Source organism: Staphylococcus sp. MSU001 (assembly GCF_052976705.1).
In genome coordinates this window covers 88,058-100,930 of record NZ_JBRIKK010000003.1, presented here as the reverse complement: position 1 = coordinate 100,930, position 12,873 = coordinate 88,058, and the positions used below count along the sequence as shown (strand labels likewise).

Genomic DNA, 12,873 nt, shown 5'->3' with positions numbered 1-12,873 from the left:
AGGAATGATATTATGTTTTTTAAACAATTTTATGATAAACATTTATCTCAAGCATCTTATTTAATCGGTTGTCAAAAAACTGGAGAAGCCATGATTATTGATCCTATTCGGGACTTATCTTCATATATTCGAGTTGCTGATGAAGAAGGTTTAACCATTACTCATGCAGCTGAAACACATATACATGCAGATTTTGCTTCAGGAATTAGAGATGTTGCTATAAAGTTAAATGCTAATATTTATGTATCGGGTGAAAGTGATGACACATTAGGTTACAAAAACATGCCTAACCACACTCATTTTGTTCAACATAATGATGATATTTATGTAGGAAATATAAAATTAAAAGTTCTTCATACACCTGGTCACACGCCAGAAAGTATAAGTTTTTTACTTACTGATGAAGGTGCTGGAGCACAAGTTCCAATGGGACTATTCAGTGGTGATTTTATTTTTGTAGGAGATATCGGTAGACCTGATTTACTAGAAAAAGCCGTTAAAGTAGAAGGATCATCTGAAATAGGCGCTAAACAAATGTTTAAATCTATTGAAAGTATTAAAGACTTGCCAGACTATATTCAAATTTGGCCTGGCCATGGCGCTGGTAGTCCTTGTGGTAAATCTTTAGGTGCTATTCCAATATCTACTCTTGGCTATGAAAAACAAACTAACTGGGCTTTTTCTGAAAATAATGAAGCTACTTTTATCGATAAGCTAATTTCTGACCAACCTGCACCACCACATCATTTTGCACAAATGAAAAAAATTAATCAATTCGGTATGGATTTATACCAACCTTATACGGTTTATCCAGCTACAAGTACAAACAGATTAACTTTTGATCTCCGCAGTAAGGAGGCTTATCATGGTGGACATATTGAAGGTACAATTAATATTCCATATGATAAAAATTTCATCAATCAAATTGGCTGGTATCTAAACTATGATCAAGACATTAATTTGATTGGAGACTATCATCTTGTTTCAAAAGCAACACACACCTTACAACTCATTGGATACGATGATGTTGCTGGATATCAATTACCTCAATCTAAGATTCAAACACGTTCCATTCATAGCGAGGATATTACAGGTAACGAATCACATATATTGGATGTACGTAATGATAATGAATGGAATAATGGCCACTTATCTCAAGCGGTTCATGTACCACACGGTAAACTTTTAGAAACAGATTTACCTTTCAATAAAAATGATGTTATTTATGTCCACTGTCAATCTGGCATTAGAAGTTCTATAGCTATTGGTATTTTAGAACACAAAGGTTATCACAACATTATTAATGTAAACGAAGGTTACAAAGATATACACCTTTCTTAATAATTATTTATGCTAATGAAAAAGGGCTATAAGTAATTAGATATAGCTTATAGTCCCTTTTTATATTATTGAATAAATATCTATTTAAAAAATATTTATATATATATATAAATTTATATAATTTAACAAACATTTTACATAGTACATGCCTTTTTTATTTATTGCTGTATTCTGCGTATCGGTTAATGATGCGTTTTTTATTTAACTCCTTTTTGTTATAAGTCTTAAAGAAATACTAAACAAGTAAAATAATTTTTCTTAACTGAAACGAAAGAACGACAAATTCCATACTATTACATTGGAATTTGTCGTTCATTTATTTATTAGAAGCATATATTCTACATACTTCTAAATTAATTGTTACAACAATTATTATTGTCTTGCTGTTCTTTTTCATCTTTCTCTTTCTTTTCTTCAATTTCTACTGAACAGCATGATTGATCCTGAGGTTTCATTTTATTTAATACATCTTTAATTCCCATTAGCTCACCCCCTTTAAATAATGATGTTTACAATCAAACCTGTAACGATAGCCACAACTAAAATTGCAATAACGAATGATAATACAAAATTTCTCTTGAATAATTTAGATAGTAATACAACTTCTGGAATACTTGCGCCAGCACCACCAATTATCAAAGCAACAACTGTCCCTAGCGACATTCCTTTTGAAGCTAATGCTTCAGCTATAGGTAACATTGTTTCAGGTCTGATATACATAGGAATACCTATAATAGAAGCAATAAATACTGATATAATGCCATCTCCACTCGCATATTTAGTAATAAATGTTTCGGGTACAAAGCCATATATAAAAGCACCAATAAATACACCAATAAATAAGTAAGGAATCATTGGATATAAGAATGCCCAAGCATCATTTAAAGCTTGGTTAAAACGAGATCCATTTTTATTAGCGAAAAACCCATCTCCTTTTACCGTTACACCTTTATAACTTTTAAATAAATTCATTTTTGAAAATATTAGACCAGTTAAGACACTAAAGATTGCTAGTAAAATAAAGTAAACAACAGCAACTTTCCAACCTAATAAGGCCCATAACATAAATATCATTAATGGATTCATTAAAGGTGACGCAATTAAAAAACTCATTGCAGGACCAAATGGAACTTTAGAATTTAATAAACCTGCAAGTATAGGAATTGTAGAACAAGAACAAAATGGTGTAATCGCACCAAAAGCCATTCCCAAAATATAATTAATAGCTTGATTAGGTTTACTTAAAAATTGTTTTATTTTTTCTTCTGAAACTATCTGCTGGATTGTACTTACAATAAAACTCACGATGATAAATAGTATTAATAGTTCAAAAAACAACATCACAAATGTTTTTATAAATTCCATAATTGAATCTAACATTAGTATAATGCCTCCAAATTTAATTAATCAATATTTCTTGATATATTAATCAAAAAAAATTGATTAATGCTACATTAAAAAAGATACTTAAAGTATCTTACAACAAGTATCTTCGTTTAAAACAACCTGTATTTGTTGCTCATTAATTTTATAATAATTCCATGTGCCATGCTTTTCAACAATAAGAATATTGGCATCTACTAATTTTTTTAAATGATAGGAAAGCTTAGATTGTTTTAACGCTAATAATTCTTCTAGATCACAAACACATAAAGATTTTGAATCGCTTTGACGTATTGAATGTAGAATTTTAAGTCTAATTTTATCAGCGAGCGCATTAAATATCTGTTCATAAAATTCTAATTGTTCTTCCTCTGTTCCATTAGAGCTGGACTTAATAAATTCCATTGAATAATCACCTCTCTTATATATAGTTATTTCTATTTTTGTTTGAGTTCTTGTATTGCTTGATTAAAATGAGTTTCTGTTACTTTACCATACAAGTCAGTTTTTCCTTTAAAGAACTCATTTTTCATATATGATACAGCTTCTTTTAAAGAAACTTCTCTTGATATCATAATTAGATTTAAGTAGCTAACAAAATAATCAACAGATAATGTACCTGCATGATTTATTTTCATAAAATCGAACTCCTTTATAAAATACTAAAATGATACATCAACTTTTTTTGATGTATTAAATATAAATTATTATTTCAATTTTTGCAAGATAATAAAACTAGTTATTTAGGACACAATCTAATCTAATACTAAAATTAGTCAAAACTTACATAGACACAAATCTATATAGATGTTAATCTATATAATGACTAGGAGGTATATTTATGTCTTATAAAGAATTATCAGCAATATTAAAAGTTTTATCAGATCCAAGTCGATTAGAAATATTAGACTTATTATCTTGCGGTGAACTATGTGCTTGTGATTTATTAGCGTATTTTCAATTTTCACAACCTACATTAAGCCATCATATGAAAATTTTAGTGGATAATGAATTAGTATCTACACGAAAAGATGGTACTAAGCGCATGTACCGACTTAATCATACGTTTTTAGATTCAATCAACAAAGAATTAACTTATATTAGTTCTCCTACTCAACAATGTATGTGTAAAAAGATAAAGACAGGTGAATGTAAATAATGACTATTCTAGCGATTATTATTTTTCTTTTAACTCTTATGTTTGTTATTTGGCAACCTAAGGGTTTAGATATTGGTATTACAGCATTGATTGGTGCTATCATCGCCATTATTACAGGCGTTGTTAGTCTCTCGGATGTTATTGAAGTTACAGGGATTGTTTGGAACGCTACTTTAACTTTTGTCGCTGTTATACTCATTTCATTAATTTTAGACGAAATTGGATTTTTCGAATGGGCAGCTATACATATGGTTAGAGCTTCAAATGGTCATGGGTTTAAAATGTTTGTCTACATTATGTTATTAGGCGCTATTGTAGCAGCTTTCTTTGCGAACGATGGAGCTGCATTAATTCTCACTCCAATCGTACTTGCTATGGTAAGAAATCTTGGATTTAATCAAAAAGTCATTTTTCCTTTTATCATTGCAAGTGGATTCATTGCAGATACTACATCTCTCCCATTAATTGTAAGTAATTTAGTAAATATTGTTTCTGCTGACTACTTCAATATTGGATTTATTGAATATGTAAGTCGTATGATTATTCCAAATATATTCTCTTTAATAGCAAGTATTGTTGTATTATGGTTATATTTCAGAAAAGTTATTCCTAACAATTTTGAAATTAAAAATCTTAAAACACCTAATCAAGCAATTAAAGATCCAAAATTATTTAAGTTTTCGTGGATTGTTTTGTCAATTTTACTCATTGGTTATATAGTTAGTGAATTTATTCAAATTCCAGTATCGTTAATTGCTTGTTTGATTGCACTTATATTTACTGTACTGGCCTATAAATCGAGAGTAGTAAACACGAAACAAGTTATCAAAGGCGCACCTTGGAATATTGTTCTCTTTTCTATAGGCATGTATTTAGTTGTATTTGGTCTGAAAAATGTGGGTATTACTGCACTATTAGCTAATATTCTATCAAGCATATCAAACTATGGACTGTTTAGTAGTGTTATAGGTATGGGCTTCATATCCGCATTTCTTTCAGCAATTATGAATAATATGCCTACCGTATTAATTGATGCAATTGCTATTGGACAATCTGCAACTACTGGTTTAATCAAAGAAGGCATGATTTATGCCAATATCATTGGCGCAGATTTAGGACCTAAAATCACACCTATCGGCTCCTTAGCAACACTGCTATGGCTACACGTTTTAACACAAAAGGGAGTAAAAATTTCATGGGGCACATATTTTAAAACGGGTATTGTTATTACGATTCCTGTTCTTTTTATCACATTAGTTGGTTTATACGTTACACTTATTGTATTTTAAAAAAGAGGTGTCAATGATGACAAAGAAAATAATTTATTTTATATGTACAGGTAATTCATGCCGTAGCCAAATGGCTGAAGGCTGGGGTAAAAAAATCTTAGGAGATGAATGGCAAGTATATTCTGGAGGTATTGAGGCACACGGTGTAAATCCAAAAGCAATCGAAGCTATGAAAGAAGTTGGAATTGATATATCAAATCATACTTCTAATTTAATTGATAAAAATATACTAAACCAATCCGATTTAGTAGTAACTTTATGTAGTGATGCTGACAATAATTGTCCTATATTGCCGCCGAATGTAAAAAAAGAACACTGGGGATTTGATGATCCAGCAGGCAAACCTTGGTCAGAATTCCAACGTGTTAGAGATGAAATCAAAACCGCCATTGAATCATTTAAAACTAGATAAACTTTAAGCGTCTCAATATCATTGGGACGCTTTTTTATTATTAATTATTTTATACTTTTTGATTTATCTCCAGGATTAGTCATTTTTCTTATCTTTTTAATTTACACACTAAAAAATATCCTCCTTAACAATAATAAGTTATTTAAATTATTGATTAAGGAGGATATTTTTATATCTATTTATTTCTCAATCTAGAACTAGATTTTTATCGTGCTTTCAGCTCATTTCCTGTCATCCATTTATGATTTTTAATGATTTTACCATTATCTTTGGATTTGTAATCAACTACGTAAACAGTAGTCTTTTTCACGTTATCTATAATGGCTGTAGCACCTTTCATACCAGACATATGATTTGCTTCTAATTTAACAGTATCGCCCTTACTAAATCCATCTTTAGGTGCATCTTTGATTTCTTCGTTTACGACCCATTTATGATTGTTTACTTTTTCATTTCCATTTGTGGGTTTATAACTTACAACATAGGCATATGTTTTATACGCACCTTTTACAGTAGCTTCTGCACCTTTCATACCTGGCATATGCCCTGCTGTAATCGTTACTTTATCTCCTACTTTAAATTCACCCTCATTAGTCGATGTCATATCTTCAGGAACTTTACTTTCATCATTATGCTTCATATGGCTCTCACTTTTTTGGTCATTAGTGTCTTTATCTTTTTTCATCATATTAAAATCTCCCTATTGATTAGTTTGTTACTTTTATTTGACCCATCATTCCATTATCTTCATGCTCAAGTATATGACAGTGAAACATGTATGTTCCAGTATTTTTAAATACAACCTCTATTTTAGCTTTTTGTCCAGGTTCCAAAGATATAACATCCTTTTTACCCCTCATATCTTTTGGAGGTTTCTCACCATCCACAGATAAAACTTTAAATTGCGTTCCATGGATGTGGAAAGGATGTTTCATACCACCCATTTTATCTTTGACATTTTCAATTTCCCATACTTCTTTCTGGTTTAACTTTTGTGTAAAATCTATTCTGTTAGGATCGAATTTATTACCATTAATGGTAACATGATCATTCATACCTTCTAATTTTATTTTTTTACTTACTTTTGGTGTATTACCTTTGTTAGAACTTTTCTCTTTGTTACTAATCGGTAAAATTACAGTTTTATCATTATCAACCAGACTGATTTTCTCGCCTTTCATTTTAGATAAATCTATTACTATTTCTTTTCTTTCTGAAGGAGCTAAATTAATTTCTTTTAATTTTTTAGCGTTTTTTAATTGACCGCCATCTGAAGCAATATACTCAAAACTTTGATTATTACTTAGCTTAAGATTTAAATCTCGAGCATTAGAACCATTTAAAAGTCTCAAACGTATTTTCTCTTCTTTTGCTGTCAGTTTGGGGTTTACTATTCCGTTCACAAGAACAGTATCACCTTGAGTGCCATCTTCGTCTTTCGTTTTTGAATAATTTAATTTTTTAGATACAAATGTTTTATCTTGGATTATTATAGGCAAATCATTTTTTCCATAATTACTAGGATAATTATTCTTTTTACTATCTTCTATATATAATAATCCTGATAAGCCATTATAAACTTGTTTAGCTGTATTTGGAGAGGGGTGGGGGTGATACCATAACGTAGCAGAATCTTGATTAACCTCAAATTTTATAGTTTTTTCTTTTCCTGGTTTTATAACCTGAGAAGGCCCTCCATCCACTTTTCCATTTACTTCTAATCCATGCCAATGAAATGTTGTATTTTCATCTAAGTTATTTATTAACTTAATTTTAACTTTATCTCCTTTTTTTAATTTTAAAGTTGGTCCAAGTAAATTTCCATTGTAGCCTAGAGTATTAGAAAAATTATTTTTGTAAAACTCTGTCTTTCCTTTCTGAGCTTTTAATGTATAATTTTTATAACCATTGTTATCTTTTTTTGACTCTGCAACTTCAGGAAATATTATTTCATTTTTTCCTTGTGAAGAATTTAATTTCTTTCTTTCGTCATGATGTTTCATATTTGTCATGTCCATTGTACTTTTCTTATCTTCTTTCATGTTCATCATGTCATTCTTACTTTCTGCGAAAGTATCATTAGACGCAATAATTATTATGGAAAAAATTATAATTAAAATTGCAAAAACTTTATTATACATAAGGTTTACCTCTTTTATTTTAATTTTAATGTAAAAGCATTAATCGCTACTATAACTGTACTTAAAGACATTAATATTGCTCCTACAGCTGGTGATAATATTAACCCGATAAAAGCTAATGCGCCAGCTGCTAAAGGTACAGCAACAATATTATAACCTGCACCCCACCATAAGTTTTGCACCATTTTTCTCATAGTATTATTTGAAAGGGTCAAGAAATGAATAATATCTGATGGATTACTTTTAACAAGTATGATATCACCTGAATCCACTGCAACATCTGTGCCTGCACCAATTGCTATACCAATATCGGCTCTTATAAGGCTCGGCGCATCGTTGATACCGTCTCCGACCATCATGACTTTATTACCGTCACTTTGATAATCTTTTATAATGCTTTCCTTATCTTCTGGCATGAGTTGTGCGTGGACATCACTAATACCTAATTCTTTTGCGACAGCGTGTGCCACTTCATTATTGTCACCTGTAAGCATGACTGGTGTAATATTTCTTGATAGTAAATCAGCTACCATTTGTTTTGAGCTTTCTTTAATTTGATCTCCTTGAGCAATCATGCCAATGACTTGTTGATCCTCGATTAAATAACTGATTGAATTACCTTGTTGAGCTAATTTAGTAAACAAGTCATCGTCATAATTAAGTTTATGTTTATCAAGATAAGAGACATTTGTTATTTTATATGTTTTATTATCAACTAGACCTTCTAATCCGACACCCGGAATATTATTCACGTCTTGTGGATTAGTAAATGAAATATTTTTACTTTTCGCAAAATCAACAATACTTATAGCTAATGGGTGATTAGATTGACTTTCTAATGAGGCGAAAAGGCTTAATATGGTATCATTACTCAAATCATTTTTAAAGCTCTCATAATGATTCACAGAAAAGTTACCCTCAGTTAAAGTACCAGTTTTATCCATCATTACATAATCGATATGTTGAGCTATTTCTACAGACTCTCTATTTTTAATAATTAAACCATTATGTGCACCAATTGAAGTAGAACGTGCAGTGACTAAAGGTATTGCCAATCCTAAAGCATGTGGACAAGCAATGACTAACACAGTTACAAGACGTTCGAGTGCAAAATCAACATCATTTTGAATGAGCATCCAGACAATAAAAGAAATCACGCCAACAATTACAGCAAAGTAGAATAAATAACCCGCTACTTTATCAGATAACAATTCAGCACTAGATTTATCATTTTGTGCTTGATTAACAAGTCCCATAACTTGAGAAAGATATCCATCTTCTCCCACAGCTGTAACCTTGACTTGTATTGTTCCAGACCCATTAATAGAACCCCCGATGACGTTGTCATTTTGATTTTTTTGTACTTTTTTAGATTCTCCAGTGACTAGGGATTCATCTATAGATGTTTGTCCTTGAACGATAATACCATCTGTTGGAATGCTTTCTCCGGCTTTTACTTCGACGATATCATCAGTCATGATGTCTGATATTTTAACTTCTTCGCGTTGGCCATTATCCATAACTTTAATAGCACTATTAGGTAACAGTTCTGCCATTTTCTTTAAAGCATCTCCAGCATTTCCTATAGCATTCATTTCTATCCAATGTCCTAATAGCATAATTAAAATTAAGGTTGCTAATTCCCAAAAAAAGTCCATTGTATGACCAGTTGCACTACTGAAGTTATTCATATAAAAAGCATACAAGCTATAAATATAAGCTACTGAAATACCTAGGGCAACTAAGGTCATCATGCCTGGTTTTTTTTCAGCAATTTCATCTTTACCACCAGACAAGAACGGTTTACCACCATAAAAGAATAAAATTGTACTTAATATTAACACTACCCATTCAGAACCTGGAAATGTGAATTGAAAAGGTAAGTTAACACCCATCAGTGGCGATAAAAGAATGATAGGTATTCCAAAAATTAATGAAACAAAAAACTTAACTTTAAAATTTCCATGATGATGTGCATGGCCACTATGATGATTATGTGATTCATGGTTATCATGATGCATGTGATTGGAATGATTCATGTGATTTTGATGATTATGCTCTTCACTATTATTATTCAAATTAACCCCTCCTAATGAAAATGTTATAGTAAAGCTACTTATAATATAACATATACCCCCCTAGGGTATAAAGCTTTTCGATTTATCTCCTTTTATGGATTTATATAATTCCGAACCTTATATCTACACGTCCTACATTAGACCTTGTCATCGATATTTAAAACAATGTTTTAATTAAAAGATCTAATCTTAACTATCACATGACAATACACTCTAACCAAGGTTATCATTACCAACACAAGTCATATATTAATATTCTTAAAGAAAATAGCGCATTTCAAAGTATGCCTAGAAACGCAAATTGTCTTGATAATTATTAGAGAAGCCAGTAAATGAGTTTATAGTAAACTCATTTACTGGCCATTTTTCTAGTATTTATGCTCACTCTCTTCAAACTATATTAATCATTTTTTGATTCTCATATTCTACGCCACAATAGCTACATTCTATTAAAGATACTATATATTCAATCAATTTCAAAGTGAGTTATATACAACCTATTTTTTAGTTTTACTTATTATACGCTTCACCCTATCAGTGATATTGCTAAAAAGATATGCAACAATGTCATTTTATTACTTAGTAAAAACTTTTTCTTGTATCCCTTTCATAAATAAGCATACATTTGATTTTTTCTTTTCATAATAAATTCTTTAATAACATTAAAATTACTAGTGATTTACACTCACCTTTATGATTTTCATTATCATATTTCAATTTACTAATTGTTTTTTTCTTAGTTATAGTTCATACCATATTTTCTAGTGCAAAATACATTCTTCCAATAATTTTCTCTATTGATTATAGTGTTTGCTTTAGTCTTTGTATCAAAAATCTCTAAAATTGAATATTGAAAATTATTTACGATGTAATCTTTTCCTTTATCTAATTTAATTTCATTTAATAATTTATTACCACCTGTTAGATTTTCTATATTGGCATAGTCCGACCATCGTTGCCATATTCCATCTGTATTACCTGATGCTGATCCTATGTATAATTTGCCATTACTTAAGTCGGTTATAACATAAACACCTTTTACATTCATTAAAGCTTGTTTCCAACTAGGTTCATTTCTTAATATAATTTGTTGCATTTGTGGGTGGGATAACGTTACATTCTGATAACCAGGAAAATGTCCTAATTTAGTATTAGGAGCAATTTCATAAACCTCAGGTTCTAAAGTATCTTGAATATTTTTATATAATCTATTATATAAATCTCTACCTATAGGTTTTTTTAATTTAACGATAAGTCTTTTTCTATATTCCTTATAATCTTCCATTAAAGTTAATTCATAACCTACCTCATCATAAACTTCAGGTTCAATCTTTTTAATTTTATATAATCCCCCAAAAATAAAATATTCTGGACCATATGGATAATATTGAGCAAAAGCTAGTAAGTAATCTGCATGATTCAAATTGTTATTTGGATGTTTCGTTTTCCATGCATTAATTTGTTCCCATTGAGTTTCATCTTCTTTAAAAAGTAAATCCCAAGCTCTTATTTCAACATTTCCTGCATTCATATTAAACTTTATTTTAGTTTTATTTAAATTCGGTACTTTTATAAATTGGTTAAGTTCAATCATAATTTTCTTATCCTCTCATTTTTAAATATCATCAATCAGCCAATTTTTGATAATATATTTAATCCCCGTTCTTTACACCTTATCTAAAATTGAGGATATCTTTCACGTAAAATAGACTAACAGCCAACACAGCTCCCATGTGAAAATTTTATAATCTTCATATATTACCTTATGTTTCGGAAAGTAATTTAATCATACTCGCTTGGCATAAAATTCATACTATCAGAAAAATAAATGTTCTCTTGCTTGCCTTCAATAAAGGTAAATTCTACATCTTTCGTACCTATTGAAGAACATTTTAGGTCACCTGTACCTTTCAATAATAACTTTGGTGCTTGTTTCGTTGGAATATCGTATCTTTCCCTTAATTGTTTTACATTATAATCACTATTTTCTAAATCATATTCAGCTGAATAACTAGGTACATTGGGATTGTATGATATATTTCCATTCTTATAATCTTTTAATCCTTTAAAATTTGCATATTGAGCGAAAAATTTAAATTCATCTATTTCTCTCTTTACCTTACTATCTTCAATTTTTTTAATAGGAATTATTTTATTGTTTTCCATTTTGATTGGATATTTTTTCTTATTATTTTGTGGTCTTCCTTTATTGTCATATGTAATTTTATTGGTTATATAATCACCTTTAGATGTTTGCGTATTTCTATTTATTTTTAACACCATACCTCTAGTTTCTAAATCTTTTCCTTTACGTTGTATAGCCATTTCCGAGTGTAGTAACCATGTACCTTTATCATCTTTATCAAATTCTTCATCTCGATAACCTTCTTTATCGTATAAATCTTCTAAGTTTTTAATAGGATACATACTTAATGTTTTCTCAAAACTATTTTTAATTTTTTTCTTCTTTATTAACTTCTTTTGTCATACTTCCACAACCGCCAATAAAAACCGTTATTAATAAAAAGCTGATGCATAAAAATAACTTTTTCGAATGTTTCACATTTTCACATCTCTCTGTTTTTGAATTCTTTTCTAAAATCATGATTTCTTCATATAAATATTGAGTCATAATACAAATCTTTCTTTTATATTATCAAACAATAAACAGCCATTCATTTTAATTTTTTTGCATATTATTGTTATGGTTATATAGTATAAGAACCACATAGTCATCTTTTTGTATAACTACGTGGTTCCTCAATTATTTTTACTTCTACATTGTTTTATGATTTTTAGTAATCATTTCTAAAGGCAATTTTACGAATCAGTTCATTGGTAATTTCTTTCTTATTATTTAATAGTAGCAAGTATTTGTTTTTGTTGTTCTTTTGTCTCTATCATACCTTCAAGCGAGAGATTTTTAGCGATTTGTTTATTAATTTTCGAATCAATTGTAATCACTTCAGTCGTAATTAACTTATCGACAAGTAAAATCATAATAATTCTGATACCTTTATATAACTTTAGTATTTTTTAGAATTTCTTATTGAAGAACATCGACAGAGAA

The 12,873-nt window shown here is 29.7% G+C and carries 13 protein-coding genes and 1 pseudogene; 4 read left to right on the top strand and 10 right to left on the bottom strand.

What is annotated here, in order from left to right; genetic code table 11:
* The first annotated feature begins 12 nt into the window (after nucleotides 1-12).
* Nucleotides 13-1,341, top strand: coding sequence for a persulfide dioxygenase-sulfurtransferase CstB (cstB, locus tag ACVBFA_RS02430; protein WP_002477369.1), 1,329 nt, complete (start codon nucleotides 13-15; stop codon nucleotides 1,339-1,341).
* 353 nt (nucleotides 1,342-1,694) lie between these two features.
* Here cstB and ACVBFA_RS02425 read toward each other — a convergent pair whose 3' ends face one another.
* The 4 genes from ACVBFA_RS02425 to ACVBFA_RS02410 all read right to left on the bottom strand — a co-directional run bounded on the left by ACVBFA_RS02425 (nucleotide 1,695) and on the right by ACVBFA_RS02410 (nucleotide 3,362).
* Nucleotides 1,695-1,823, bottom strand: a complete 129-nt coding sequence (locus ACVBFA_RS02425; RefSeq protein WP_002473436.1) for a hypothetical protein — start codon at nucleotides 1,821-1,823, stop codon at nucleotides 1,695-1,697.
* Nucleotides 1,824-1,836: 13 nt separating this feature from the next.
* Entirely contained in the window at nucleotides 1,837-2,721 is an 885-nt protein-coding gene (locus ACVBFA_RS02420; protein ID WP_237638899.1) for a permease, read from the bottom strand.
* Between the two features lie 87 nt (nucleotides 2,722-2,808).
* The gene (locus tag ACVBFA_RS02415) at nucleotides 2,809-3,129 is read right to left on the bottom strand and encodes an ArsR/SmtB family transcription factor (protein ID WP_002477371.1); all 321 of its coding nucleotides are present in this window, start codon (nucleotides 3,127-3,129) and stop codon (nucleotides 2,809-2,811) included.
* Nucleotides 3,130-3,161: 32 nt separating this feature from the next.
* Nucleotides 3,162-3,362, bottom strand: coding sequence for a hypothetical protein (locus tag ACVBFA_RS02410; RefSeq protein WP_002477372.1), 201 nt, complete (start codon nucleotides 3,360-3,362; stop codon nucleotides 3,162-3,164).
* A 203-nt stretch (nucleotides 3,363-3,565) separates the two neighbouring features.
* On the opposite strand from ACVBFA_RS02410, the gene ACVBFA_RS02405 reads away from it, so the two are divergent.
* Genes ACVBFA_RS02405 through arsC form a run of 3 tightly spaced genes read left to right on the top strand, consistent with a single transcriptional unit; the run spans nucleotide 3,566 to nucleotide 5,584 of the window.
* Nucleotides 3,566-3,883, top strand: coding sequence for an ArsR/SmtB family transcription factor (locus tag ACVBFA_RS02405; protein ID WP_002477373.1), 318 nt, complete (start codon nucleotides 3,566-3,568; stop codon nucleotides 3,881-3,883).
* Complete coding sequence (gene arsB / locus ACVBFA_RS02400) at nucleotides 3,880-5,172, top strand: arsenite efflux transporter membrane subunit ArsB (protein WP_176295398.1); 1,293 nt, start codon at nucleotides 3,880-3,882, stop codon at nucleotides 5,170-5,172. Before ACVBFA_RS02405 ends, arsB begins: the two co-directional genes overlap by 4 nt.
* A gap of 16 nt (nucleotides 5,173-5,188) precedes the next feature.
* A complete protein-coding gene (gene arsC, locus ACVBFA_RS02395) occupies nucleotides 5,189-5,584 on the top strand; it encodes an arsenate reductase (thioredoxin) (RefSeq protein WP_002484920.1) in 396 nt (131 codons plus the stop codon).
* A 205-nt stretch (nucleotides 5,585-5,789) separates the two neighbouring features.
* Here the strand turns inward: arsC and ACVBFA_RS02390 are convergent, their stop codons facing one another.
* From ACVBFA_RS02390 to ACVBFA_RS02365, 6 genes and pseudogenes are all read right to left on the bottom strand, one after another.
* Nucleotides 5,790-6,272, bottom strand: a complete 483-nt coding sequence (locus tag ACVBFA_RS02390; protein WP_060556184.1) for a YdhK family protein — start codon at nucleotides 6,270-6,272, stop codon at nucleotides 5,790-5,792.
* Nucleotides 6,273-6,291: 19 nt separating this feature from the next.
* Entirely contained in the window at nucleotides 6,292-7,725 is a 1,434-nt protein-coding gene (locus ACVBFA_RS02385) for a multicopper oxidase family protein (protein WP_002477377.1), read from the bottom strand.
* Between the two features lie 14 nt (nucleotides 7,726-7,739).
* Complete coding sequence (locus tag ACVBFA_RS02380; protein ID WP_164539713.1) at nucleotides 7,740-9,803, bottom strand: heavy metal translocating P-type ATPase; 2,064 nt, start codon at nucleotides 9,801-9,803, stop codon at nucleotides 7,740-7,742.
* Between the two features lie 736 nt (nucleotides 9,804-10,539).
* Nucleotides 10,540-11,397, bottom strand: a complete 858-nt coding sequence (locus ACVBFA_RS02375) for a GIY-YIG nuclease family protein (RefSeq protein ID WP_126122653.1) — start codon at nucleotides 11,395-11,397, stop codon at nucleotides 10,540-10,542.
* A gap of 188 nt (nucleotides 11,398-11,585) precedes the next feature.
* A pseudogene (locus ACVBFA_RS02370) lies at nucleotides 11,586-12,366 on the bottom strand (tandem-type lipoprotein).
* A 290-nt stretch (nucleotides 12,367-12,656) separates the two neighbouring features.
* Nucleotides 12,657-12,803 carry a hypothetical protein gene (locus ACVBFA_RS02365; protein ID WP_002470813.1) on the bottom strand — a complete coding sequence of 49 codons (147 nt, stop codon included), beginning with the start codon at nucleotides 12,801-12,803 and terminating at the stop codon, nucleotides 12,657-12,659.
* Between the last annotated feature and the right edge of the window lie 70 nt (nucleotides 12,804-12,873).

Excerpts from the sequence above, each read along its gene's own strand:
- ACVBFA_RS02415 (WP_002477371.1), bottom strand. The coding sequence starts at position 3,129 with ATGGAATTTATTAAGTCCAGCTCTAATGGAACAGAGGAAGAACAATTA.
- ACVBFA_RS02420 (WP_237638899.1), bottom strand. The coding sequence starts at position 2,721 with ATGTTAGATTCAATTATGGAATTTATAAAAACATTTGTGATGTTGTTT.
- ACVBFA_RS02410 (WP_002477372.1), bottom strand. The coding sequence starts at position 3,362 with ATGAAAATAAATCATGCAGGTACATTATCTGTTGATTATTTTGTTAGC.
- ACVBFA_RS02365 (WP_002470813.1), bottom strand. The coding sequence starts at position 12,803 with ATGATTTTACTTGTCGATAAGTTAATTACGACTGAAGTGATTACAATT.
- ACVBFA_RS02405 (WP_002477373.1), top strand. The coding sequence starts at position 3,566 with ATGTCTTATAAAGAATTATCAGCAATATTAAAAGTTTTATCAGATCCA.
- cstB (WP_002477369.1), top strand. The coding sequence starts at position 13 with ATGTTTTTTAAACAATTTTATGATAAACATTTATCTCAAGCATCTTAT.
- ACVBFA_RS02425 (WP_002473436.1), bottom strand. The coding sequence starts at position 1,823 with ATGGGAATTAAAGATGTATTAAATAAAATGAAACCTCAGGATCAATCA.
- ACVBFA_RS02390 (WP_060556184.1), bottom strand. The coding sequence starts at position 6,272 with ATGATGAAAAAAGATAAAGACACTAATGACCAAAAAAGTGAGAGCCAT.
- arsC (WP_002484920.1), top strand. The coding sequence starts at position 5,189 with ATGACAAAGAAAATAATTTATTTTATATGTACAGGTAATTCATGCCGT.
- ACVBFA_RS02375 (WP_126122653.1), bottom strand. The coding sequence starts at position 11,397 with ATGATTGAACTTAACCAATTTATAAAAGTACCGAATTTAAATAAAACT.
- ACVBFA_RS02385 (WP_002477377.1), bottom strand. The coding sequence starts at position 7,725 with ATGTATAATAAAGTTTTTGCAATTTTAATTATAATTTTTTCCATAATA.